Source organism: Roseobacter cerasinus (genome assembly GCF_009811755.1).
In the GTDB taxonomy this organism is placed as follows: Bacteria; Pseudomonadota; Alphaproteobacteria; order Rhodobacterales; family Rhodobacteraceae; genus Roseobacter; species Roseobacter cerasinus.
This window is the reverse complement of record NZ_BLIV01000003.1, coordinates 145,541-168,178: the sequence shown is the minus strand read 5'-3', so window position 1 is coordinate 168,178 and position 22,638 is coordinate 145,541. Positions and strand designations below refer to the sequence as shown.

Sequence of the window (22,638 nt, the reverse complement as noted above, 5' to 3'; positions counted from 1 at the left end):
CCATGGCAACCGAAATTCTCATGCCTGCGCTCTCGCCGACAATGGAAGAGGGCACGCTTGCCAAATGGCTGGTGAAGGAAGGCGACACCGTCTCCTCCGGCGACATCATGGCTGAGATCGAGACCGACAAGGCAACGATGGAATTCGAAGCCGTGGACGAAGGCACCATCGGCAAGATCCTCGTGGCCGAAGGCAGTGAAGGCGTGAAGGTCAACACCGCCATCGCGATCCTGCTCGACGAGGGCGAAAGTGCCGATGATATCGCAACGCCCGCCGCCGCGCCGGAGGCAGCCCCCGCTGCCGACGCGGGCAACGAGGCGGCCTCCAGCGGAGGCTCCGAGGCGCCCGCCCTTGCCGCGCCGCAAACGGACACCTCGCCCGACTGGCCCGAAGGCACAACACTCAAACAGCAAACCGTCCGCGAGGCGCTCCGCGACGGCATGGCCGAAGAAATGCGCCGCGACGACAGCGTCTTTCTGATGGGGGAAGAGGTCGCCGAGTATCAGGGCGCCTACAAGATCAGCCAGGGCATGCTCGATGAATTCGGCGCCAAGCGCGTGATCGACACGCCGATCACCGAGCACGGCTTTGCCGGCATCGCCACGGGTGCCGCCTTTGGCGGGCTGCGCCCCATCGTGGAGTTCATGACCTTCAACTTCGCCATGCAGGCCATTGACCAGATCATCAACTCTGCCGCCAAAACGCTCTATATGTCCGGCGGCCAAATGGGCGCGCCCATGGTCTTCCGCGGCCCCAACGGCGCCGCCGCCCGCGTGGGTGCCCAGCACAGCCAGGACTACGCCGCCTGGTACATGCAGATCCCAGGCCTGAAAGTGGCCATGCCCTACTCCGCCTCCGACTACAAAGGGCTGATGAAAACCGCGATCCGCGACCCCAACCCGGTGATCTTCCTCGAAAACGAAATCCTCTACGGGCGCAGCTTCGACGTGCCGGAACTGGACGACTATGCGGTCCCGTTTGGCAAAGCCCGCATCTGGCGCGAAGGCACGGATGTCACCATCGTCAGTTTCGGCATCGGCATGACTTACGCGCTGGAAGCCGCGGACAAGCTCGCGGAAGACGGCATCTCCGCCGAAGTCATCGACCTGCGCACCCTGCGCCCGATGGACACCGGCAGCATCCTGAAATCAGTGATGAAGACCAACCGCTGCGTCACGGTCGAGGAAGGCTGGCCGCAGGGCTCCGTCGGCAACTACATCACGAGCGTGATCATGCAGGAGGCCTTCGACTACCTCGATGCCCCCGTGATCAACTGCACCGGCAAGGACGTGCCAATGCCCTATGCGGCCAACCTCGAAAAACTGGCCCTGGTGACCACCGAAGAGGTGATCGCCGCCGTGAAAAAAGTCACCTACAGCTAAGGAGCGCGACATGCCGACAGAAATCCTCATGCCCGCCCTCAGCCCGACCATGGAAGAAGGCACGCTGGCCAAATGGCACGTCAAGGAGGGCGACACGGTCTCCTCCGGCGACATCATGGCCGAGATCGAAACCGACAAGGCCACAATGGAATTCGAAGCCGTTGATGAAGGCACCATCGGCAAGATCCTCGTGGCTGAGGGCAGTGAAGGCGTGAAAGTGAATACCGCCATCGCGATCCTGCTCGAAGACGGCGAAAGCGCAGATGATATCGCAACGCCTTCATCAGCGCCGGAGGCAGCACCCGCTGCCGACGCGGGCAACGAGGCGGCCCCTGCGGCCTCCGAGGCGCCCGCGCCTGCTTCCGCTGCTCCGAAAGCCGCCGACGGCACTCGCATCTTCGCCTCTCCCCTGGCGCGCCGAATTGCCAAGGATAAAGGGCTCGATTTAACCAGCCTCAAAGGCTCCGGCCCACACGGCCGGATCGTGAAGGCAGATGTGGAAAACGCAACGGCGGCGCCCAAGGCAGCCGCAAGCGCGCCCGCGGCAGCAGCCCCGGCCGCCCCTGCGCCCGCCGCGTCCGGACCAAGCGCCAGCACTGTGATGGCGATGTATGAAGGGCGCGACTACGAAGAGGTCAGCCTCGACGGCATGCGCAAGACCATCGCCAGCCGCCTGACCGAAGCCAAGCAATCCATCCCGCATTTCTACCTGCGCCGCGATATCGAGCTCGACGCGCTGCTGAAGTTCCGGGGCGAGTTGAACAAACAGTTGGAAGCGCGCGGCGTGAAACTCTCGGTCAATGACTTCATCATCAAGGCCTGTGCACTCGCCCTGCAGGCGGTGCCCGACGCCAATGCCGTCTGGGCCGGCGACCGGATGCTCAAGCTGAAACCCTCTGACGTCGCCGTAGCCGTGGCTATCGAAGGCGGGCTTTTCACGCCCGTGTTGAAAGATGCCGAGATGAAATCCCTCTCTGCCCTCTCAGCGGAAATGAAAGACCTCGCGACCCGCGCCCGCGACCGCAAGCTTGCCCCGCATGAATATCAGGGCGGCAGCTTTGCCATCTCCAACCTCGGCATGTTCGGCATCGACAACTTCGACGCGGTGATCAACCCACCCCATGGTGCGATCCTCGCTGTCGGGGCTGGTGTGAAGAAACCGGTTGTCGGGAAGGATGGAGAATTGGCCGTCGCCACCGTGATGTCCGTGACCCTCTCGGTCGATCACCGTGTGATCGATGGCGCGCTTGGGGCGCAGCTTCTCCAGGCGATCAAGGACAATCTGGAAAACCCGATGACCATGCTCGCCTAAAGCCGAGGCTCAAAACAAAAAAAGCCGGGGCTCAGCCCCGGTCTTTTCAGTGTCTACAGAGCTCTCAGGCCTGAGGGCCGAGCATATGGTTCATGGAAATGGACGGCTGATCACAGCCCGCCTCGCCTACGATCCGCGCAGGGATCCCCGCGACCGTCTTGCAGGGCGGCACTTCTTCCAAGACAACCGAACCCGCCGCAATCCGGCTGCAATCGCCCACCTTGATGTTGCCGAGCACCTTGGCGCCCGCGCCGATCAATACGCCATTGCCGATCTTCGGGTGCCGATCTTCCTCTTCCTTGCCAGTGCCGCCCAGCGTCACCGAATGCAGCATGGAGACATTGTCCCCCACCACCGCCGTTTCACCGATGACAATGGAATGCGCGTGGTCGATCATGATGCCCTTCCCGATGCGGGCCGCAGGGTGGATGTCAACGCCAAAAATCTCCGAGACCCGCATCTGCACAAAATACGCCAGATCGCGTTTGCCCTGCGTCCAGAGGTGATGCCCAACCCGGTAAGCCTGCATCGCCTGATACCCTTTGAAATAGAGGATCGGCTGCAACAACCGGTGGCACGCCGGGTCGCGTTCGTAGATCGCCACAAGATCCGCGCGCGCCGCCTGAACCAGTGACGGATCGCTCGCATAGGCGTCCTCGACCATCTCGCGCACGACCACCATCGACATCTCGTTAGACGCCAGCTTGGCGGCGATCCGGTAAGAGAGCGCCTTTTCGATGTTCTTGTGATGCAGAATGCAAGCATGCAGAAAGCCACCCATCAGCGGCTCGTCCAGAGCCGCCTGTCGCGCCTCGGCACAGATCTGATCCCACGCAGGATCAACCGGGGTGATATTCGGTTTGCGTTCAGCCATCGCGCCCATCCTTCTGCTATCGGCCACTATGGTAACCCATTTAGGAGGCCGAGACCAAACGCAAACCTGTGATGGTGTATATTCCGTTTCGAAATGGTCGGGTGGCGCAGCACCCGACCCGCCCCAGGCTTATAATGTCAGGGCCAGACGAGCTGACAGCCCCGGGCCATATGCAGCGGAGATCTGCGCAATTTCAAGCTCAAGCGCGCCCGTGGCTCCGTCCGCGATCTGATCGGACATCGAATACTGCCACCGCGCGTCGCTGACCGTGGTCTCATGGATCACCTCTGCCCCGCGCAGAAGGCGCAGCAGATAGGCCTCGCTTTCCTCACCGAGCGGGACCTCCAGCACGTCCCAGCTGTCGCCGTCCACCCGGGTGCGGCGCACCCATGTCGCCACCAGATCACCACCCTGTGCCCGCTGGGCGCGCAGATGCACCGGCGCGTAAGGCCGCTCGCCGTTTCCGTTGAAGGCCAGCGTCTCCTGCACATAAGACACATCGTCCACCGGGCGTCGGGCCGGCCCCACGCGGTAGGTCTGCACAACCCGCCGCAAGTTGCGGCTGAGGTCGATCTGCTCCGGCAACCCGTTGAGCAGCACAAACCACGATCCTTCCGGCCAAACATCAGGGATCAACCCATCGGTGCCCAATTGACCCCGCAGGCGCCCCCCAAGATGATAGGTATCCTTGTCGACAATCGTGGCGTCGGCAAACTGGAACACCTCCCAGTTGTCCGGAGACCCATCGCCGATCGCCGCAAGATTTGCGCCACTGAGCATGGAGGCGATCTCAACCGAACTGAGCGTCCCGCTGATGAGCTTCACCTCCAGTCCGGGGCCACGATCAAATCGCCCCGCAGGTGCGGTGGCCAGAGCCGACTGCGTGACACCGATAATCGACCGGACCGACACCTGATTGATAAGCCGGAAGTCGCTGTCACTCGGCGAGCGGTAGACCGCAACGGAGCCTTGCCACGGCTGCGATGTCACCGCCAGATGCGGCGCATGCGGCACCTCATCGCCGGTGATCAACGGCAAATCGAGGAACAAGGGGGAAACAGGCACCGGCGGCACAAACGGTCGCGGGCTTGGCAAATCGTCGATCATCTCGGCGGAGGTATAAACATCCGGCTCGATCCGAACAGCTTCGACAATCTGCAAGGCGCCCTGCTCCACCCGGTCGATCCGGTAAAGCGCGCGGCCTTCGGTCTGATCGCCCTCGAACTCGACCACATCCCCGGCGCCCATTGTCAGACAGGATGGCGGCAAGGCAAAGCGCACCGCATCGCGGGCCACACGTGCTTCCGTCAGCCAGCGCTCAGCTGTCTGACGCCCCTCACCCCGTGTCAGAGCAATCGGGATCTCCGATGTCGAGACGGAATGCGTGCGCTCATCCGCCAGCACCGCCTCCTCTGCCAATGCATCAAACTCGGCGTCTGCCTGGACAAATCGCAACCGGACCCGCCCTGCCAGATCTGCCTGTGACGAGCGCGACTGCTCGACAACGCCGTCAAGTTCATCGCTCAACGCCAATATCTCGCGATTGAGCGGCAAGGGTGTCTGCCCGCTGCGCATCCGGAACACCAACTCGCCATCCCGCTCCACCGCATCAAAGGAGTATCGCAGCATTAAGGGCTGTAAGGACGAACGGGCATCGTTCACATCGTTGACCTGATACCCCCGAACCGTGCCGTAAAGCTTGCTGACGTCGAAGTTGTCTACCCCAGCCTTCCGGCAGATCTCGGACACCACGGACGCCAAGGACCGGGCAGAAGTGCGCCCGTTGATCCAATGCCCCCTGGCGTAGTTCTCTGAATCGCTCCAAAGCACGGCATTGTTGGGGAAGTATGGATAGGGCCGCGCATCCCACGCCCAGACATAAGCGCGGTTCATGTCGACCATCGGCCCACCGTAGACATCAGAGGTCGGATTCTCCTCGACATCCGCCCAAAATGAGACCAGCGCGCGCAGGTACTGCGCTTGAATGAAATCGTCGCGCGCGCCGTTCGAGAACTTCGGCAGGCTGCTTTCCGAGGACTTCAGGTCAAGGAACTTGTTCGGCTGGTTGGTGCCCTTGTCGATGCACGCGCACCCAATCTCGGTGAACCAGATGGGTTTCGACTGCGGGACCCACCCGGTGGCCTCCGCAGATCTGACGCCACCGATCCGCTCGTGGTGCGGGTTCAGCCACCAGTTGCGAATATCCTTGTAGCGGTAGACCCAAGGCTCGCCATGGGCACCGTCTTCAATGGGCGTTCGCACCTGATCAATCGCATCCTGTTCAGAGGCATAGTACCAATCATAGCCTTCGCCGCCGGCGATATTGGCCTTCAGATAGTCGAGATCATAGATCGAGCCGACATCCGCGTCGAGATGCTCATCGCCCTCGCGCCAATCAGAAATCGGCATGTAATTGTCGATCCCGATGAAATCGATGTTGTCATCCGCCCAAAGCGGATCGAGGTGGAAATAGCGGTCCCCCGAGCCGTCCTGCGGCTGATATCCGAAGTATTCACTCCAGTCCGCAGCATAGGTGATCTTGGTCTGGGCTCCAAGGATCGCCCGCACATCGGCAGCCAGAGCGCGCAGACGTTGTACGGCGACAAACCGGTTCCCCGCCCCCCGGATCTGCGTGAGCCCGCGCATCTCCGTCCCGATACAGAATGCCTCGACACCGCCCGCCGCCTTGCAGAGCGCGGCATAGTGCAGAATGAAGCGGCAGAATGACCACTCGCTTGGCCCGCTGTAGTTCACCGAGGCGCCAGATACCGAAAAATGGGAGGCGCGCGCCGTTCCGAAAAACGCGTCAACCTCTGTATCAGCTGCGGCCGTGCCGTCTGGCGAGCCATCGACCCCGGGTGCCCGCGACAGCGTGATCCTGCCGCGCCACGGCAGTGCGGGTTGCGTCTCTTCCGGAGCATAAGGGTTTGGCAGGCTGTTGTCGCCCAGCTGATCCATCAGGATAAACGGGTAGAACAACACCGCCTTGCCCGCACCCCTCATCGCCTGGATCGCCTGCACCACCGACTGATCTGTCGGGGTACCGCCATAGACCGGACGATCGTCTATCTTCGGCATACCCTCGGCCGTGCTCCGGGTCGCCCCGGCCACCCGCCACGGCATATTCTCGCCTTCATATTGCTTTTCCGTCACCCGGGGGCGCACCTGACAACTGCCGCAGCGCAGATCATCCCCGAACCAAGACACCACCAGCGAGGCCGCCTCGCAATTGGGCAGCTCATCGTTCAGCATATCCAGCGAAGCGGCAAAATCCGCCTTCTCCGCCGGTGTGTTGACATTTGCAGTCCACCGGCTGCCCGGCCCGCTGGTGTAGTGAACGGGTGTTGTGGCCAGCGAATACTCGCCCGTGCCCGGAATGACCGCAACGCCCTTGATCGCATAGGTCAGGGCCAGCTCTGCATCCGGCTCATCGAGTTGTTCAGGCCGGGAGACCTCGAAGGAGAACTGCGGAATGCGGTTGCCGAACCGATCCAACTGCAGGTTCTCGAAAACCACATAAGCGGTGCCGCGATAGGCGGGCACCGTGCCGGTTCCCTCGATGGCCTCAATCACCGGATCGGGCAACTGGTCTGCGCGCCCTTTGTAGATCCGCATGTTGAAGTCATCAGGGGCCACCTCTTCGCCATTGGCCCAGATGCGCCCGATCCGCGTGATCTCTCCCTCACAAACCGCCACCGCCAGATTGACGGAATAGGAATAGCTGCGCGTCGTGGTCTGCGGCTGACCACCGCCACCGCCACCCTTGCCACCACCACCGCCACTGGTCGACGTGGTCACAGTCTCGGCGAAATCAGACGCCCAGATCACCTGCCCCCCCAGGCGCATGCGCCCATAGACCTGCGCCAGCGCCTCTCCTTCACCGACACTCGAAATCCGGAACCGGTCGACCTTGCCGGTTTCCACCACTTCTGACCCTTCGCCCAGAAGCTTCTGGTCAATCACTCGGCCAAGGGTCGCCCCAACCGCACGGCCGATCACCGCCGTGGACAGACCCGCCACCGTCCCGCCAATAGAGCCACCAATCGCCGCCCCTGCCGCAGAAAGAACAATCGTCGCCATCAGAGGGTCTCCTCAGGAAATGTAAACCGGGCCACGATGCGCCGCCGCCAGGGCAGGCTCAGAGGGCTTTCGATCACGCCAAAGCGCGAATAGGCATGGATGAAGGTCGGGTAAGACCCGATCTCGCCAATGATGCCCAGATGTTTGGCCACCCCGCCGCTGCGCATGCGGAACAGCACAACGTCAGCAGGTGCGGGTTCCGCTAGCGGCTTCGGGTCGAGATGCCGCAGTGCGGCCTCCCACAGACGCTCTTCGCCCTGTGGCTCCGACCAATCCATCGAATAGGCGGGCACCGGTTCCGGTTCCTGCCCATAAAGCGCGATCCAAATGCCACGGATCAGCCCCAGACAATCGCTGCCCGCACCCTTGCGGGCGGACTGATGCACATAAGGTGTTCCCACCCAATCGCGGGCCTCCGCCAGAATGCTTTGCTGAAACGGTGTCATCTGCGGCTCCCGCCCGTGTTGGCACCAGTGGATTTCGGCACCGCGATCATCCAGTCCTCGCCCGGCACATCCGGGAAGCCCTGGAAGTTGACCAGGTTCGAAAACTTCATACGGCAGGTCTCGCTGCGCTTGTCACAGCCCGCGATCAATCGAACGGTCTGGCCCGGTGTCAGCGCACTGCGCACCGGCTCCCACAGCTCGATCACACGCTGCGACCCCTCAAAGCGGTCCTGCTTGACCATGCCCCAAAGGCCCGCCGCCGCGCCGCTGAGGATCTCCATGCGGCCCCGCGTGAACCAGCCCGCGTCAAATCCGCCGAAATCCTCCCAGCGGAAGACACGCGACTGGCTCACCTCCTCAATCGGCAATTCGATGGAGAATCCGGGCGTAGCCATGTCAAACCGGCAGCTGCTGTCACCCAGCACTGCCGTGCACGGCGTCTGATAAACTCGGCCGAGCGGACGGTTCAGCAGCTCAGTCAGCCCCCGCAGCTCCGCCTGAAAGCCACCATCGGCCCGGCGCAGCTCACCAATGGAGCCACGAAACTGCAGCCAGCGTTGATCCACATTCTGCCAATTGACCAGCCAGGCCTCGACAGCCGCCTCGTCAAACCGCCCCTGCTCGATCTCATCCTCGCGGATCGACAGATCGCTCAACGCCCCCAGCGCCTCGGTGTTGTCCACCGACAGGCCTGTGCTCTGCGACAGAGCAACCGCACTTAACCCCGTATCTGCCCGGAAGGTGATGCCATCAAAACTCAGCTCCCGATCATGATCAGTGAAACCCAGCACCACGCCGTCCTTACGCGTGATCGCCCAGGCATGGGCGACGGTGGTCAGCCCCCCCTCCAGATGGGCCTGCAGCCCTGCATCCATCCCCGGCATCAGATCCGCACCTCCACGATGGGCACATTGGGCACTTCACCCGCCTGGAAACTGGCGATGCTGGTCTGGATGCGGTCGGTGTCAAAACGCACGGGCACATCGAACTCGAACCCCGCTGTTACCGTCGCGCCCTCTGCGGGCGCAGCCGCGAGGGTCACCACCCCGGTCGTGTGGTCGATTGCGTAGTCAGAGGCCTCCACCAGCGCGGCCCCGTCCAGACCCACAAGCGCCGTACCCACCACCGGTTTGGTGATCGGCCGCTCATAAGTGTGGCTGCCGGATTCGTAGGTCTTGAGCAGTGAAAACTCCGTCTGCACCCCATCCCCGGTTCCAATCACCTGATCAAAGGCGGTGATGTCCAGCGACGGCTTGGCCGAGCGGTAGTCCGACCAATCCTTCCAGCGAAACGCAAAGAGCTGCCCGAACCGTGCCTCGAAAAACGCAATCAGCGTCTCCACATCATCGAGCGACCGCATGCCCAGCCCGGCGTCATAGCGCCGCCGCGAATGCGCCCAAGGCGAATTGCGCTCCTCGAACCCGTTGCTGATGGTTACCACATCGGTGCGCCGTTCGGGGCCACCCACCGAACCAAAGCTCAGCGTGGCCGGAAACCTCACTTCATGAAACTGCATAGGTCTGCTCCCCTAGAATTTACCGATTGCGCTGTCCGCGCCCCAGCGCCCGCGTCATCTGCGCCGCGATCTGGCCCTGGCTGCGTTGGAAGCCCTTCACGTCGGGCGTATTGATGTTCATCACGATGGTCTGCCCACCACCGCCCGCACCGCGCACGCCCAGCTTGCCGTCCGGCCCGCGCGCCAGCGGCATGATTGCCTCCGGCCCGGCCTCGCCCATCACGCCCATACCGCCGCGCATGCCAAAGGGCGTGGCCCCGCTGACAATGCCACCCGTGGCAAAGGGCATCACGCGCCCCTGGCTGAAGGGCGCGCCATCGGCAAAGGGCAGAATGCTCCCGATCAGCCCATCCACCCCCTGCGCCAGCAATCCACCGACCTGCTTGGTCACAGGAGAAATCGCCGCGCTATAGGCCGTATTCACAAGGCTATTCGCCAGCGTATCCAACGCCGTTGACAGGCTGTTTCCGTCAAACACCACCCCATCGAAGGCGCGGCGCAGCCCGCTGCTCAGCCCGCGCTCAAGCACGGCAATGTCGCGACCCGTGGCCTCCAGCGACGTCTTCATCCGTCGCAGCTCCGTGTCGAACCCTGCAACAAGCTGACCGGTCTGGCCCAGAGTGTCGTTCAGCCCCTGCGCCCGCCCTTCCAGATCGTCGAAACCGCTCTCATCCGTCATTGCCATCATCCTTGTCGTCATTGTCCGGATAAGCGGCCATCAAGGCCTCCAACCCGGTGCTGAGCAGCGGCCCTGACTGCGCAGGATCGCCCAGCATGATTTGCAGCTCGGCGGGCGTCAGCGCCCAGAACACCTCCGGCTCCAACCGCAGCCCGCGCAGGCCCACCCGCATCAGCGCTGGCCAGTCCAGCCGGCTCATGCAGGTGGCGCCGTGAAGGCGCGCGCCAAAAGCTCCGCCGCCGCGCGCGCTGCCGCAATCGGCCCGCCCTCGATGTCGCCGTGCAGCAGTCCCTCATCCGAGACGCCGCAGCCGCCGCCCTTCAGCCCGGCCCGCAACAACGCCAGGACATCACCCGCCGTGAAACTGCTGCTCTCAAAGCGCTGCACCATGGCCAGCAGCGAGTCCGCTTCCATCGCTGCTTCCAACTCGGCCAGCGCCCCCAGCGTCAGACGCATCACATGCGTCTCGCCGTCGATCACCAAGGCCACATCGCCCCTCCAGGGATTTGCCATGGTCAGATCACCGTAAAGCTGAGCGCACCCGCGCTGGCCAGCGACAGCTCATAGGTCGCCTCGCCATTGTGGCTGCCGCCATATTCGATGGAGGTGACCTGGAACGGCCCCTCGACAATCCCAAAATCAGGGATCACCACCTGAAAATTCGGCGCCTCGCCATCAAAGAACAGCTGCCGCGCGCGCTCATCCGTATCCGCATCGCGGAACACACCCGACCCGCTGATCGAGACAGACCGCACCCCGGCCCCCGACAAGAGCTCGCGCCAGCCGCCCTGGCTCTCCAATGTGGTCACGTCGATGGTCTCGGCGTTGAAACTCACCCGCGTGGCGCGCAGACCCGCAAGCGTGGTGAAGGACCCGTTGTCCGTCATGTCGACCTTGATCAAAAGGTCCTTTCCGTTCTGAGCACCCATGGGTTATCTCCTGTTTGAAATCTGTTGATTAGTCAGCGTCGACCCGCGCGCGAAAGCGCATGCGGATCTCGCGGCCCGTGTTGGCATCGACCCGGCGTGCATCGGCCCGCTGGAACTTCAGAAAGACCAGCCGCCCGCGACTTAAGGTCAGGTCTGCATCATGCAGCACGTCTGAAATGGCACCTGCGAGGTCCTTCGCAGCGGCAAATCCGGGCTGCGCCGTGATGATCGAAATCTCCAGATCATGCAGCGCGCCATCCCCTGTCTGATCAGACGCATCGCGCACCTGCTCGCGACCAAGGCTGACGTAGGTCTCGGGCACCACGCCGCTTGGCACCGCGTCATAGACGTGCGGGCCAACCAGCGCGGCAACAGCCCCATCATTGATCAGCGCGTCGTAAATGGCGGCCTGCAGCGCGCCCGACATGGCATAGCTCATACCGCTGCCTCCTCAGATGCAAAGCAGGTGAGGTAACGCCCGTCCGCGTCATGCTCGGCCACCGCTTCAATGTGAAAGAGCCGCGCACCTTCGCGAAACCGCTGGCCCGGAACCGGGCGCTGCGCATCCCCTTCCGGCGCGCCGCGCACAACCACGCGGTAGCTTGTCGCCGAGATCGCGACACCTACCAGCGCCGCCTCGCGGCCCGAGCGCGGCAGCACCTGCGCCCAAAGGGTGCCCAGCGCCTGCCAGCTTTCCACATATCCGCCCGCGCCGTCTTCCAGCCGCGACGGGGCCTCAAGCACAAGCTTCCGGTTCAGTCGCGGCGCGGTCATCGGCGTGCTCCGCCGCCGATGCGCAACGCCTTATAGCGCTCGATCAGGCTGCTCACGCCAAAGGGCATGCTGCCCTCCTGCAGCGACGTCTCGTCGCGATATTCGTAGTAATGCGCGGCCAGCAGGAACACCGCCTGGCTCAGATCCGCCGGCAACGCGCTCCAGTCCGCGCCAAACCCGGCCTCGAACTCCACCACGGCCGATCCGGCTTGGGGGATGTTCGGCAGACGCGCGCCCACAGCCCGCAAACGCGGGCGCTGGCTGTCTTGCTCCAGCCAATACTGATCGGCGGCAATCTCTGTTGTCGTTCCATCGCGAGTCACCAGCGCCAGGCGCGTCACCGCTGTGATCGGCGCCACCGGCAGCACCTGGCAATCGCGGTCCCGCCAGAAGGTCAGCGACCAGCTGAAAGTCCGCGTCATCAGTATCTTGCCGGTGCGCGATTCAATCGCGGCCATTGCCGCTCGCAAAAACCCTCCCAGGACTTCATCCTGCACGCTCTCCTGACCAAAGCCGGTGCCCAGCCGCAGGTGCGCCTTGAAGGCCTCAATCGGGAGCGCCACATCCGGCACGGTCGTTTCTTCGATCAACATCATCGTCGAATGTCTCCAAATTCACTGTGCTTCCCCACCCGGAAACCGGGCGCGCACCCATCTGCATTGCTCGGTCGGAGGGGAGCAGCTAGACAACACAAACGTCCCGGCGCGCACCCGGCCCGGCGCGAGGGGCATCCCCCGCGCCGGTATCGTCACCACCCTTAGGAGGTGCCGAATTTCAGCAGTTTGATCGCGGCAAAGTCGCTCACATCGCCGCCCACACGCTTGGTTGCATAGAAGAGCACATGTGGCTTGGCGCTGAACGGGTCACGCAGCACGCGCAGGTCCGGACGCTCGGCAATGGTGTAGCCAACAGAGAAATCACCAAAGGCAATCGCGGTCGCATCGATGGCGGCATCCGGCATATCCTCGGCGATCACCACCGGATAGCCCATCAGACGCGCAGGCTCAGCCGCAGCCAGACCGTCCGACCACAGGAAACGGCCATCATTGTCTTTCAGCTTGCGCACCAGACCGGCGGTCTTGGAGTTCAGCACAAAGGTCGCGTTGGCGCGGTATTCGGCCCCCAGCGCGTAGACCAGATCAATGATCGCATCCGCTGTCACGTCACCTGCAACGCCGGTCGGCACGTAACCAATGGTGCCCCAGGTCCAGACGTCGTTGTCGACCGAGGTGTGGTCCAGAATGCCCTTGGGCTTGTCGATGCCATCACCATTGATGAAGGCTGCCGCTTCGGCGCGGGCGAATTTGTCCGCGATGCGGGCCGCGAGCCAGGTCTCGATGTCAAAGGCGCTGTCGTCCAGCAGACGCTGCGAGGCTTTCGGCAGTGCGCTCAGCTCGTGCAGCGGAATGGTGATCCGATCAATCTGCGGTGTGTCCGTCTCAGCGGTTGTGCCCGCTTCGGTGGCCCAGCCCGCGCCCACATCGGTGTGGTCCACAAGCACGTCGTAGGATGTCGCTTCGACATTCACCACCGCCGCGATGGAGCGGATGGAGGCGGTCGCATTCAGCACCGACTTCACCGTTTCGGACGTCTGCGGATCAACCAGATAGCCGCCGTCGGAATTCACTGCCGTAGACAGCGATTTCACATCCATTTCCAGGCCGCGCAGGCCATCGTCATCACCCGAACGCAAATAGGCGTTGAACGCTTTCTGATGCGGCGCGCCCGCGTCGATGGCTCCGCCAAGGGGGCTGCGCTGTGAGGTCAATGTCTTTTTGTCAAGCATGGTCAGTCGCTCTTCTGTCTGTTGAAGTTTCATGTCGATATCGTCTTGAAAGCGTTTGAAATCAGTGACAAAGCCGGTCACGGCCTGCCTGACATCCTCAGCGGGGCTCATCGGGTCCCCGCCCGCCGCTTTGCATTCGGTCTTGCTCATGGCAAATCCTCTTGTTGGTGTGTAAGGGCCGCGCGAACGTTCCCGCGCGACCGGGACGACAGCTGCGCGTTAACGGCGCGCCAGATCGGCGCGCGCGCCTGCAAAGACGGCGGCCATGTCGCGCAGGGAACGATCAAGCTCGGTCTCACCGGACTTGCCCGCAACCCGCGCACTGGGCAGCATCGGGAAGGTCACCAGCGACACCTCCCAAAGCTCCAGTTCCTGCAAGAGCCTCTGGCCCTTGGAATTCTTGGTGGCCTTGCGCGTCCGGTAGCCGATGGACAGACCGTCAATCGCACCCGCCTCGATCAGCGCCGCCGCCTCACGGCCCTTGGCCACGCTCTCCAGCAAACGGCCTTTAACCCACAGGCCCTTGGCATCCTCGCGCACCTCATCCCAGATTCCGATGGGCTGCGCGGGGTCATGCTGCCACAGCATCTTGACCTTGCCGCCTTTGGCCGCCAGCGCACTCAGAGAGGCCGCATAAGCGCCTTCCGCCACAACGTCATTGCCCTGATCAACCGCGCCAAAGAGGCTGGCATAGCCGCTGATCACGCAGCCGTCCTCCACCTCCAGCGGGCCGCCGAAACGAGCGAACTTGCGCTCCAGTCCGGTGTCGATATCCATAGTCACTCTCCTCGTTGAGTGGGAATGCGAGGGCCGGGGCGCACCCGACCGTCATTGGCAAAAAGCAGGGCGGCGATCTCACGGCCCAAACATCGCGCCCCGCATGATGAAGGACATCAGCCCCCCCACGATGGTCGCGATGATCAACCAGACCAGCCGCGAGATATGCCCGTCGATCCGGTCCAGCCGCGTGTCCACCTGGTTGAACCGCTGCTCCACGAACTTGCGTTTCTCCTCCGCCACGGCGAGCTCCCGCTCCAGCAGGACGGTGGCGCGTTCAATCGCCGTCATGCGCTGATCAATCCGTTGAAAGACGTTCTCAAAGTCGTCAAACGGGTAGATCACATGCTGGTTGAACGACTTTTTCTCCGCGGAGCTCACGCGGCACCTCCCTCCGCAGGCAGACCCAGCAGCGCGCGTTTCTCCGCCTGCGTGAGGAAATCCGCCTGGCTCACCCGGCTCCACTGCGCATCGCGTTCCGCCGCCAACGCAGGCACCTGGTCCAGATCCGGCTTCAGCACCAGCGGCGCTCCCGTGAACCCCGCAATCCAATGCGCCAGCGCCGCCGTGACCCGCGTGGCCAGCGGCAGAACCGTCAGGCGATAGAACGCCCGGTTCGCCTCCTGATAATTCGCGTAAGTCGCGTCCCCCTGAATGCCTAGCAGCATCGGCGGCACCCCAAAGGCCAGCGCGATCTCGCGTGCGGCGGCATCCTTGCTCTTCTGGAACTCCATGTCCGAAGGCGAAAAGCCCATCGGTTTCCAGTCCAGTCCGCCTTCCAGTAGCATCGGGCGGCCCGCATTGCGCGCGCCCTGATGATGGCTCTCCATCTCATGCACCAGCCGTTCGTATTGGTCCGGCGCCATGGTGCCCTGCCCCTCAGCCCCGCGATAAACAATCGCGCCCGAAGGCCGCGCCGCGTTGTCGAGCAAAGCCTTCGACCAACGGCTGGCCGAATTATGCACATCCACGGCCATGGCTGCCGCCTGCATCGGGCTAAAGCCATAGTGGTCATCCTGCGGGTGGAAATTCTTGATGTGACACACCGGCACCCGCGCGCCCGTGACATCAAACCGGTGCTTACGCCCGCCCACGGCGTATTCATAGGCCACCGGCCAACCGTCCCCGCCGGGCACCACGCTCATCCGGTCCGAGCGCAGCACATGCAGTTCAACCGGGAGGCCCTCATCCCCTGCCACCGCCTCGACATAGCCATTCCCGTTCAGCAGCAGCTGCGCATACAGCGCCTCCAGCAACTCCGCCCGGCCCTGCATCGGGTTCGGACGCGCCACAAGGTCGATCACCGGATGAATGTCATAGCGCTGCTCGGTGTCCTGCAGCACCAGCGGCAGCGCCGCCGCCGCCTCGGCGATCAGCTTGACCGACCGAAACCCCACCGGATTGCTGGAAAACCCCGTCCGGGTCAGTGACACCGCATCGCGCGGGCTCCAGGCCACGCGGCCCGAGGTCTGATAGGCCACAACCGGCCCGGCGGCGCTCGCTTTCTGTTCGGGTGCTTCACTCACCGCACCGCGTTTTAGAAAGTCAAAAACCATGTTGTCTGCTCCTTCGTTGCTCGCCGGCGGGTCAGTTGCACCCGCGCAAAAGATCGGCGCGGGCGGCTGATCTTGCTTGCCCACAGTCTGGCGATTTCCGATTTCAAAGGTGAGAAGGCAGCGTACGCTGCCCCGTGCCCCTACAGGCTTGGCTCAACGCCCGAATGTTACCGAGCGGTTAAAGGGACCGTACGCGCGGCGCCCGCCATTTGGCCGCCGGTTCGATCATCAATTCATGCAGCGCCCAGACCAGCGCATCAACCCGATCAGGCGACCCCTTGCCCTCATAGCCCTGCAAGGTCATACGGCACATCTGGTCTTCCAGATCGTCAAGACCCGGCATATGCCGGACCCGCCCTTGCTCATAAAGCGCAGCGATGGGCTCAGCCCGCGCAACCTTGCCCCGGCTCGCGTGCACCCCCTTGTAGGGCACCAGCGGATCCACCTGACGCAGCACTTCCCCCACCATCTGCCCACCCTGGTTCACTTCCGCCACCAGCCGGTCCGCGCCAAAGCGCTCCATGGCCGAAATCGCTGCCTGCGCCCAGCCCGCAGGCGTTGCGCCCGCAACCGTACAGTCGGCAATCACCGTGGCCTTCCAATCCTGCGGCGGTCCGCTCATCCTGACACCGGCCACAACGATCCCACATTCATCAGACCCCGCATTGCCCGTCGTCGCAGGATCAAGGGCCACAACAATCCGGTCCAGCTCCGGCAGCTTGCGCACCCGGCAGCTCTCAATCCCGGCTGAGGTCCAAAGCGCCCCTTCCGCATCCTCCAGCAAGACGCCATCCAGCTCCTGCCGCCCCAGCCGCGTGCCCTCATAGCGCGCGCGCACCTCCTCCAGAAACGAGGCCGCGAGGTTCGCCGCATTGGCCTCCGTCGGCGCCTGCGTCACCACCGTCGAGGGCGACTGCAACAGTGCCTTCAACACGCCCACATTCCGCGGCGTGGTCGTCACACAAACCTGCGGTTTATCCCCCAACCGCAGTGCAAACTGCAGCATATCCCAGGTGGCCTCGGCCTTCTTCCACTTGGCTAGCTCATCGACCCAGGCCGCATCAAACTGCGGCCCCCGCAACCCTTCCGGGTCAAAGGCCGAATGCACCGTCGCAATCGCCCCATTGGGCCAGACAAGCCGCTTGCGCCCCGCCTCCCACGTCGGACAGCGATCCGGTGGCGAACACGCCAGTATCCCGCTTTCGCCAAAAATCATCACCTCGCGGACCTGGTCCACGGTCTCCCCCACAAGCGCGACCCGGCGCGCCCGTCCCTCATCCATCGGTCGCGCGCCCTCAACCTGCGCCCGCACCCACTCGGCCCCGGCGCGCGTCTTCCCCGCACCGCGCCCGCCCATGATCACCCACGACCGCCAGTCTCCCTCCGGCGGCAGCTGATGCTCCATCGCCCAGAACTCGAACAAAAAAGGGAGAGCCATAAGCTCTCCCTCATCAAGGTCATTCAGAAATTGCTCCTGTAGATCGCGTGGCGCGGAGCTTATCCAGCTTGCCGCAAATCGTAGCCCGTGCTTTTTCGAGATCGAGGGCATAGCCCCCTTGGGCGATCCCTGCATGTTTGCTTCGACATTCGACAAGGCGGTTCTCCACTTTCTGACAGGTCTCCAGCAGCGATGCAGCCTGCATCACGGTCTTGGACCCTTGCGCTGTCGCAGCTCCATCCGTTGCGCGGACCCGTTCTTTCAGGCCTTCCAGTTCTTTCCGCAAATCTCTGATGGAACCGAGGACCGAATTCAAAAGATCTTCGGTCTGCGACTCTACGTGCTCCGGGGTGATTAAGGTCATTCAGGTTCTACCTCTCATGCGCGTAGTCTCCGCACGAGAGAAACGAAAAAACGACCCAACGGGATTACTCCCGGGGTCGTTCGCCCACTTCTTCTAGCGTGTCACAAGTTATACGGATCAGCGCACGCAAAGTCAAGAAAAATCAAATTGTTAAGAGGGGACCACCGTACGGTGCCATTAACGATTTCCGTGCTGTGAGGCCGACGGGCCGTCCGCGAACACAGCGCAAACCCCGTCAAAACCAGCAGGTGCGGTGGGCTTTCAGGCCACGGCCTAGGCCTGCTTCAATTGCCCGACGACGGGGTGGCGCGCTGCCGTTCGATCTCGCGCCATTTCGCAACATTGCGGTTGTGCTCGGCCAGTGTCTCGGCAAACGCATGTCCACCGGTCCCATCCGCCACAAAGAACACATAAGGCGTCTCCAGCGGTCGCGCTGCTGCCTCAAGGCTCGCAATCCCGGGGTTCGCAATCGGCGTCGGCGGCAGCCCTTCGATCACATAGGTGTTCCACGGCGTCGCTGCCCGCAGCTCGCTCTGCCGCAACCCGCGCCCCAGCACACCCTTGCCCTCGGTCACGCCATAAATCACCGTCGGGTCGGTCTGCAGCCGCATGCCGCGATTGAGCCGGTTCACAAAGACGCTGGCCACCTGCCCGCGTTCATTCGCGACCCCGGTCTCTTTCTCGATGATCGAAGCCAGCACCAACAGCTCTTCCGGGCTTTCAATCGGCAAATCCTCGTCGCGGTTCAACCAGGCCTGCGCCACGCGCAACTCCTGCGCCTCCTGCATCCGCGCGATGATCGCCGCACGGTCATCACCCGGCTGCACCTCATAGCTGTCAGGAGCCAGAGACCCTTCGGGCGGCAGATCGTCTACAGCCCCTTCCAGCACATCCATCGCCTTCAGGCTCTCAACCACCTGCCAACTGGTCACACCTTCCGCCAGAGCCACGCGAAACCGCGTGTCCGCTGCGGCCTTCTTCTCGGTGTAGATCTCCGGCGTCTCATCCTCGGCGGGGGTAAAGCTCGCCTGCTCTTCAAACCGGTTGGTGCCCGGGTCCAGCTCGCGCACCTGCACACCCAAACGGTTCACCCCAATGCGGTAGACCACCTCCGTGCCGCAGGTGCTCGCCCCGCCGCGCGTCACGATATCGACGATCTCTTCCATCGACGCGCCAGGGTCCACCAAATAGCTGCCCGCCTTCAACTGGCTTGTTTTCTCGGCATAATCCGCGCCCATGCGGAAAATGGTCGACGAGCTCACCGCACCTCGGTCTTCCAAGTCAACACTCACCCGCCGCATGTTGGAGCCGCGCTCCACCTGCAAACAAATTGCCTGCTCCAGCGGCCCCGCCGCCTGATATTGCCCACGACCCCAAAGGATCAGACCGCCCATCAGAAACAACAGCACAATCAGCATCGTGACCGCGTTGGAGGCGATATGACGCCACATCAGCGCATCTTCCCGAAGATGACGCTCGCATTGGTGCCGCCAAAGCCAAAGGAGTTCGACAAGGCCACATTGACCTCCCGTTCGCGCTTGGCATTGGGCGCCAGATCAATCTCCGTCTCCACGGCCGGGTTGTCGAGGTTGATAGTCGGCGGCGCCACCTGGTCCCGAATCGCGAGGATCGAGAAGATCGCCTCGATGGCCCCCGCCGCCCCCAGAAGGTGCCCGGTGGCGGATTTGGTCGACGACATCGTGACCTTGCCCGCATGCGCGCCCATCAGCCGCTCCACCGCGCCAAGCTCGATGGTGTCCGCCATGGTCGAGGTGCCATGCGCGTTGATATAGTCCAAATCCTTCGGCTCCAGCCCGGCGTTCTTCAGCGCCGCCCGCATCGAGCGTTCACCGCCTTCGCCGTCCTCGGATGGTGCCGTGATGTGGTACGCATCCCCGGACAGCCCATACCCCAGCACCTCGGCATAGATCTTGGCGCCCCGCGCCTTCGCGTGCTCATATTCTTCCAGCACCACGATACCTGCGCCTTCCCCCATGACAAACCCGTCGCGGTCCGCATCATAGGGGCGGCTGGCTTTCTGCGGATCATCCGCGCGTTTGGTGCTGAGCGCCTTGCAGGCGTTGAACCCGGCAATCCCGATTTCACAGATTGCGGCCTCAGCCCCGCCAGCAATCATCACATCCGCATCGCCATGCTGAATGAGACGGCTGGCATCGCCAATCGCATGCGCGCCCGTCGAACAAGCCGTCACCACCGAGTGGTTCGGCCCCTTGAACCCGTATTTGATCGACACCTGACCGGAGATCAGATTGATCAGCGCGCCCGGCACAAAGAAGGGCGACACGCGGCGCGGGCCCTTCTCATTCATCATAATCGCTGTGTTGGCGATGGAGTTCAGCCCGCCAATCCCCGACCCGATGAGAACGCCGGTGCGCTCCAGGCTCTCCCGGTCTTCCGGCTGCCAACCGGAATCCTCAACCGCCTGCTGTGCGGCGGCCAGACCAAACAGGATGAAAGTATCCACCTTGCGTTGGTCCTTCGGCTCCATATACGCATCCGCGTTGAAGGTACCATCGCTGCCATCCCCCAACGGCACTTCGCAGGCGTATTGCGTCACCAGCTTGCTGGGGTCAAACCCGGTGATCGGCCCCGCGCCAGACTGACCATCCAGAATCCGCGACCAGCTCGCCTCGACCCCATCCGCCAAAGGCGTGACCAGACCCAGCCCCGTGACAACTACTCTGCGCATCGCAATGCCCCTTCCAAATTTGTGCCTCCCCATACAGTGACGGGAGGTTTTGATGCAAGGGCACGCAACCGCCCCCCGGCCCGACCAGCCCTATTGCGGCGGTCCCTTGCGCGCCAAAAGCCGCACCGCGCTTCCGGAGTAGTCCGCATCGCGCATCACCTGATATCCCATGGCTTCGGCAATCCGAAGCGAGGCTTTATGCTCCGGCGCGATCATGCAGACCAGATGACCTGTCACCACCCGGTCAAACCAGTCATGCGCAGCGCGCGCCGCCTCCATACCCAGACCCTTCCCATGCACACCCGGCTCCAACACCCAGCCCGCTTCGGGGTAACTGTCGAAATCCTCGCCCAAATCGCGCTTGGCATAGAAGAACCCGACCTGACCGGACATGTCCGGCACACCGTGGCGCTGAACGGCCCACTGGCCAAAACCGGTGATCTGCCAATGGCCCGCATTGCGCAGAAACGCGTCCCAGGCCTTCGACTTCGGCCAGGGCGCATCGTTGATACGCGCCACCACGTCCGGCATCGCCCAGATCTCCGCATAGCGCCTGAAATCCTCAGGGCGCATCCCGCGCAACGTCAGGCGTTGCGTGTTGATCGTCGGTATGGTGCGGGACATCGCTCGGCCTCTGCTCACAGATCGGGGCTTGGCGCCCTCTTGGTTCAGATTTGCGCAAACTGCCCGGTCAATTCAACCCCCGAGCGAGCGCCCCATAGCAAAAGGCGCCTCTCCCGCAGGAAAGACGCCTTTCAGTGTCACATGGTCGTGGACGAGGCCGCGCTTCAGGACGCCTCGGTGATGAACTTCACCGCGTCGCCAAACGTCTGGATCGTCTCAGCCGCGTCGTCGGGGATCTCGATGCCGAATTCCTCTTCGAACGCCATGACCAGCTCAACGGTGTCGAGGCTGTCTGCGCCAAGATCGTCGATGAACGACGCGTTCTCGGTCACTTTATCCTCTTCAACACCCAAGTGCTCCACCACGATTTTCTTCACGCGATCTGCGACGTCGCTCATAATAGTCCCTCATTCGTTCGGGCCAGTTGGCCCTTTTCGGTTGCCCGCCGCCCGCCGTCTCTGGCAGATCAGGGGCCTGTGCCCCAAAGGGGGCGGCTCTGTCCGGCTCAGCACGCCTGTCGCTGTGCCGTTTCGGATCAATTCACATGCCAACACCGGCAGGTGAGGTCAAGAATCTGCGCCCCCTTTAGCACACGCGACACAGATGGCAAACGCATTGTGCACGCTCTGGTTGGGGGGCGCAAATGTGAGCTACAACATGGCCATGCCGCCATTCACATGCAAGGTGGTACCAGTCACATACGCGGCCTCGGGGCTTGCCAGATAGAGCACCGCTGCGCTGATTTCCGCAGGTGTACCCATACGCCCGGCAGGAATTTGTCCCATGATTCCAGACTTTTGATCATCAGTCAGCTTATCGGTCATCGCCGTCTCAATGAACCCCGGCGCGACGGCGTTCACGGTGATGCCCCGGCTTGCCACCTCATACGCCAAGCTCTTGGACATGCCAATCATGCCCGCCTTGCTCGCCGCGTAATTGGCCTGCCCCGGATTGCCGGTGGCCCCCACAATTGAGGATATATTCACGATCCGCCCCCAGCGCGCCTTCATCATGCCGCGCATCACGCCTTTGCAGAGTTTGAAGGTGGCCGTCAGGTTCACGTCGAGCACCGACTGCCACTCATCATCCGACATGCGCATGAACAGGTTGTCGCGGGTGATACCGGCGTTGTTGACCAGAATATCGACGCCCCCCATGGCCTCCGCCGCCTGCTTGGGCAGCGCCTCGACAGCCGCCATATCGCTGAGGTTGCAGGGTAGCACATGCGCCCGCTCGCCGAGCTCAGCAGCCAGCGCCTCCAGCGGATCCACCCGTGTGCCAGACAGCCCCACCGCCGCCCCCGCGCCATGCAAGACCCGTGCGATGTCGGCCCCAATGCCACCCGATGCGCCGGTGATCAGCGCGCTCTTGCCTGTCAGATCAAACATGTC

Annotated in this window: 25 protein-coding genes; 2 read left to right on the top strand and 23 right to left on the bottom strand. The window is 63.0% G+C overall.

What is annotated here, in order from left to right; genetic code table 11:
• Positions 1-2 precede the first annotated feature (2 nt).
• Together So717_RS08355 and So717_RS08350 are read left to right on the top strand one after the other, a co-directional pair.
• Entirely contained in the window at positions 3-1,382 is a 1,380-nt protein-coding gene (locus tag So717_RS08355) for a pyruvate dehydrogenase complex E1 component subunit beta (protein WP_159975974.1), read from the top strand.
• 10 nt (positions 1,383-1,392) lie between these two features.
• A complete protein-coding gene (locus So717_RS08350; protein WP_159975972.1) occupies positions 1,393-2,694 on the top strand; it encodes a pyruvate dehydrogenase complex dihydrolipoamide acetyltransferase in 1,302 nt (433 codons plus the stop codon).
• A 64-nt stretch (positions 2,695-2,758) separates the two neighbouring features.
• Here the strand turns inward: So717_RS08350 and cysE are convergent, their stop codons facing one another.
• The 23 genes from cysE to fabG all read right to left on the bottom strand — a co-directional run bounded on the left by cysE (position 2,759) and on the right by fabG (position 22,635).
• Positions 2,759-3,568, bottom strand: a complete 810-nt coding sequence (gene cysE, locus So717_RS08345; RefSeq protein ID WP_159975970.1) for a serine O-acetyltransferase — start codon at positions 3,566-3,568, stop codon at positions 2,759-2,761.
• Between the two features lie 129 nt (positions 3,569-3,697).
• A complete protein-coding gene (locus So717_RS08340) occupies positions 3,698-7,648 on the bottom strand; it encodes a baseplate multidomain protein megatron (protein ID WP_159975968.1) in 3,951 nt (1,316 codons plus the stop codon).
• The gene (locus So717_RS08335) at positions 7,648-8,094 is read right to left on the bottom strand and encodes a C40 family peptidase (RefSeq protein ID WP_159975966.1); all 447 of its coding nucleotides are present in this window, start codon (positions 8,092-8,094) and stop codon (positions 7,648-7,650) included. Before So717_RS08335 ends, So717_RS08340 begins: the two co-directional genes overlap by 1 nt.
• Entirely contained in the window at positions 8,091-8,978 is an 888-nt protein-coding gene (locus tag So717_RS08330) for a phage/gene transfer agent baseplate hub protein (protein WP_159975964.1), read from the bottom strand. The genes So717_RS08335 and So717_RS08330 overlap by 4 nt, the downstream gene beginning before the upstream one ends.
• Positions 8,978-9,610 carry a DUF2460 domain-containing protein gene (locus tag So717_RS08325; protein WP_159975962.1) on the bottom strand — a complete coding sequence of 211 codons (633 nt, stop codon included), beginning with the start codon at positions 9,608-9,610 and terminating at the stop codon, positions 8,978-8,980. The genes So717_RS08330 and So717_RS08325 overlap by 1 nt, the downstream gene beginning before the upstream one ends.
• Positions 9,611-9,629: 19 nt before the next feature.
• Positions 9,630-10,289 carry an RcGTA-type gene transfer agent tail tape measure protein gene (locus tag So717_RS08320; protein ID WP_159975960.1) on the bottom strand — a complete coding sequence of 220 codons (660 nt, stop codon included), beginning with the start codon at positions 10,287-10,289 and terminating at the stop codon, positions 9,630-9,632.
• Positions 10,279-10,488: a rcc01693 family protein gene (locus So717_RS08315; RefSeq protein ID WP_159975958.1), complete on the bottom strand. Its 210-nt coding sequence runs from the start codon at positions 10,486-10,488 to the stop codon at positions 10,279-10,281. The genes So717_RS08320 and So717_RS08315 overlap by 11 nt, the downstream gene beginning before the upstream one ends.
• The gene (locus tag So717_RS08310) at positions 10,485-10,802 is read right to left on the bottom strand and encodes a gene transfer agent family protein (RefSeq protein ID WP_159975956.1); all 318 of its coding nucleotides are present in this window, start codon (positions 10,800-10,802) and stop codon (positions 10,485-10,487) included. Before So717_RS08310 ends, So717_RS08315 begins: the two co-directional genes overlap by 4 nt.
• A 2-nt stretch (positions 10,803-10,804) precedes the next feature.
• Positions 10,805-11,218: a phage major tail protein, TP901-1 family gene (locus tag So717_RS08305; protein WP_159975954.1), complete on the bottom strand. Its 414-nt coding sequence runs from the start codon at positions 11,216-11,218 to the stop codon at positions 10,805-10,807.
• A gap of 28 nt (positions 11,219-11,246) precedes the next feature.
• A complete protein-coding gene (locus tag So717_RS08300) occupies positions 11,247-11,657 on the bottom strand; it encodes a DUF3168 domain-containing protein (RefSeq protein ID WP_159975952.1) in 411 nt (136 codons plus the stop codon).
• Positions 11,654-11,992, bottom strand: coding sequence for a head-tail adaptor protein (locus So717_RS08295; protein ID WP_159975950.1), 339 nt, complete (start codon positions 11,990-11,992; stop codon positions 11,654-11,656). Before So717_RS08295 ends, So717_RS08300 begins: the two co-directional genes overlap by 4 nt.
• Positions 11,989-12,588 carry a head-tail connector protein gene (locus So717_RS08290; RefSeq protein ID WP_159975948.1) on the bottom strand — a complete coding sequence of 200 codons (600 nt, stop codon included), beginning with the start codon at positions 12,586-12,588 and terminating at the stop codon, positions 11,989-11,991. The genes So717_RS08295 and So717_RS08290 overlap by 4 nt, the downstream gene beginning before the upstream one ends.
• A 161-nt stretch (positions 12,589-12,749) precedes the next feature.
• The gene (locus So717_RS08285; RefSeq protein WP_159975946.1) at positions 12,750-13,928 is read right to left on the bottom strand and encodes a phage major capsid protein; all 1,179 of its coding nucleotides are present in this window, start codon (positions 13,926-13,928) and stop codon (positions 12,750-12,752) included.
• A 69-nt stretch (positions 13,929-13,997) separates the two neighbouring features.
• The gene (locus tag So717_RS08280; protein ID WP_159975944.1) at positions 13,998-14,555 is read right to left on the bottom strand and encodes an HK97 family phage prohead protease; all 558 of its coding nucleotides are present in this window, start codon (positions 14,553-14,555) and stop codon (positions 13,998-14,000) included.
• Positions 14,556-14,633: 78 nt separating this feature from the next.
• Positions 14,634-14,936: a hypothetical protein gene (locus tag So717_RS08275; RefSeq protein WP_159975942.1), complete on the bottom strand. Its 303-nt coding sequence runs from the start codon at positions 14,934-14,936 to the stop codon at positions 14,634-14,636.
• Positions 14,933-16,111: a phage portal protein gene (locus So717_RS08270; RefSeq protein WP_159975940.1), complete on the bottom strand. Its 1,179-nt coding sequence runs from the start codon at positions 16,109-16,111 to the stop codon at positions 14,933-14,935. Before So717_RS08270 ends, So717_RS08275 begins: the two co-directional genes overlap by 4 nt.
• A 178-nt stretch (positions 16,112-16,289) precedes the next feature.
• The gene (locus tag So717_RS08265) at positions 16,290-17,660 is read right to left on the bottom strand and encodes a terminase large subunit domain-containing protein (RefSeq protein ID WP_174239014.1); all 1,371 of its coding nucleotides are present in this window, start codon (positions 17,658-17,660) and stop codon (positions 16,290-16,292) included.
• Positions 17,569-17,913: a hypothetical protein gene (locus tag So717_RS08260; RefSeq protein ID WP_159975938.1), complete on the bottom strand. Its 345-nt coding sequence runs from the start codon at positions 17,911-17,913 to the stop codon at positions 17,569-17,571. Before So717_RS08260 ends, So717_RS08265 begins: the two co-directional genes overlap by 92 nt.
• A gap of 284 nt (positions 17,914-18,197) precedes the next feature.
• Positions 18,198-19,364, bottom strand: coding sequence for an endolytic transglycosylase MltG (mltG, locus tag So717_RS08255; RefSeq protein ID WP_159975936.1), 1,167 nt, complete (start codon positions 19,362-19,364; stop codon positions 18,198-18,200).
• On the bottom strand, positions 19,364-20,623 hold the full coding sequence (gene fabF / locus So717_RS08250) for a beta-ketoacyl-ACP synthase II (protein WP_159975934.1): 1,260 nt from the start codon (positions 20,621-20,623) through the stop codon (positions 19,364-19,366). The genes mltG and fabF overlap by 1 nt, the downstream gene beginning before the upstream one ends.
• 90 nt (positions 20,624-20,713) lie before the next feature.
• Positions 20,714-21,247, bottom strand: a complete 534-nt coding sequence (locus So717_RS08245; protein ID WP_159975932.1) for a GNAT family N-acetyltransferase — start codon at positions 21,245-21,247, stop codon at positions 20,714-20,716.
• 164 nt (positions 21,248-21,411) lie between these two features.
• Positions 21,412-21,645: an acyl carrier protein gene (locus So717_RS08240; protein WP_028091986.1), complete on the bottom strand. Its 234-nt coding sequence runs from the start codon at positions 21,643-21,645 to the stop codon at positions 21,412-21,414.
• Between the two features lie 252 nt (positions 21,646-21,897).
• On the bottom strand, positions 21,898-22,635 hold the full coding sequence (gene fabG / locus So717_RS08235; protein ID WP_159975930.1) for a 3-oxoacyl-[acyl-carrier-protein] reductase: 738 nt from the start codon (positions 22,633-22,635) through the stop codon (positions 21,898-21,900).
• Positions 22,636-22,638 lie beyond the last annotated feature (3 nt).

What these genes read in the sequence shown, in the direction of transcription:
- So717_RS08355 (WP_159975974.1), top strand. Translation starts at nt 3, where the DNA reads ATGGCAACCGAAATTCTCATGCCTGCGCTCTCGCCGACAATGGAAGAG.
- So717_RS08350 (WP_159975972.1), top strand. Translation starts at nt 1,393, where the DNA reads ATGCCGACAGAAATCCTCATGCCCGCCCTCAGCCCGACCATGGAAGAA.
- cysE (WP_159975970.1), bottom strand. Translation starts at nt 3,568, where the DNA reads ATGGCTGAACGCAAACCGAATATCACCCCGGTTGATCCTGCGTGGGAT.
- So717_RS08340 (WP_159975968.1), bottom strand. Translation starts at nt 7,648, where the DNA reads ATGGCGACGATTGTTCTTTCTGCGGCAGGGGCGGCGATTGGTGGCTCT.
- So717_RS08335 (WP_159975966.1), bottom strand. Translation starts at nt 8,094, where the DNA reads ATGACACCGTTTCAGCAAAGCATTCTGGCGGAGGCCCGCGATTGGGTG.
- So717_RS08330 (WP_159975964.1), bottom strand. Translation starts at nt 8,978, where the DNA reads ATGCCGGGGATGGATGCAGGGCTGCAGGCCCATCTGGAGGGGGGGCTG.
- So717_RS08325 (WP_159975962.1), bottom strand. Translation starts at nt 9,610, where the DNA reads ATGCAGTTTCATGAAGTGAGGTTTCCGGCCACGCTGAGCTTTGGTTCG.
- So717_RS08320 (WP_159975960.1), bottom strand. Translation starts at nt 10,289, where the DNA reads ATGACGGATGAGAGCGGTTTCGACGATCTGGAAGGGCGGGCGCAGGGG.
- So717_RS08315 (WP_159975958.1), bottom strand. Translation starts at nt 10,488, where the DNA reads ATGAGCCGGCTGGACTGGCCAGCGCTGATGCGGGTGGGCCTGCGCGGG.
- So717_RS08310 (WP_159975956.1), bottom strand. Translation starts at nt 10,802, where the DNA reads ATGGCAAATCCCTGGAGGGGCGATGTGGCCTTGGTGATCGACGGCGAG.
- So717_RS08305 (WP_159975954.1), bottom strand. Translation starts at nt 11,218, where the DNA reads ATGGGTGCTCAGAACGGAAAGGACCTTTTGATCAAGGTCGACATGACG.
- So717_RS08300 (WP_159975952.1), bottom strand. Translation starts at nt 11,657, where the DNA reads ATGAGCTATGCCATGTCGGGCGCGCTGCAGGCCGCCATTTACGACGCG.
- So717_RS08295 (WP_159975950.1), bottom strand. Translation starts at nt 11,992, where the DNA reads ATGACCGCGCCGCGACTGAACCGGAAGCTTGTGCTTGAGGCCCCGTCG.
- So717_RS08290 (WP_159975948.1), bottom strand. Translation starts at nt 12,588, where the DNA reads ATGATGTTGATCGAAGAAACGACCGTGCCGGATGTGGCGCTCCCGATT.
- So717_RS08285 (WP_159975946.1), bottom strand. Translation starts at nt 13,928, where the DNA reads ATGAGCAAGACCGAATGCAAAGCGGCGGGCGGGGACCCGATGAGCCCC.
- So717_RS08280 (WP_159975944.1), bottom strand. Translation starts at nt 14,555, where the DNA reads ATGGATATCGACACCGGACTGGAGCGCAAGTTCGCTCGTTTCGGCGGC.
- So717_RS08270 (WP_159975940.1), bottom strand. Translation starts at nt 16,111, where the DNA reads ATGGTTTTTGACTTTCTAAAACGCGGTGCGGTGAGTGAAGCACCCGAA.
- So717_RS08265 (WP_174239014.1), bottom strand. Translation starts at nt 17,660, where the DNA reads ATGCCCTCGATCTCGAAAAAGCACGGGCTACGATTTGCGGCAAGCTGG.
- So717_RS08260 (WP_159975938.1), bottom strand. Translation starts at nt 17,913, where the DNA reads ATGACCTTAATCACCCCGGAGCACGTAGAGTCGCAGACCGAAGATCTT.
- mltG (WP_159975936.1), bottom strand. Translation starts at nt 19,364, where the DNA reads ATGTGGCGTCATATCGCCTCCAACGCGGTCACGATGCTGATTGTGCTG.
- fabF (WP_159975934.1), bottom strand. Translation starts at nt 20,623, where the DNA reads ATGCGCAGAGTAGTTGTCACGGGGCTGGGTCTGGTCACGCCTTTGGCG.
- So717_RS08245 (WP_159975932.1), bottom strand. Translation starts at nt 21,247, where the DNA reads ATGTCCCGCACCATACCGACGATCAACACGCAACGCCTGACGTTGCGC.
- So717_RS08240 (WP_028091986.1), bottom strand. Translation starts at nt 21,645, where the DNA reads ATGAGCGACGTCGCAGATCGCGTGAAGAAAATCGTGGTGGAGCACTTG.
- fabG (WP_159975930.1), bottom strand. Translation starts at nt 22,635, where the DNA reads ATGTTTGATCTGACAGGCAAGAGCGCGCTGATCACCGGCGCATCGGGT.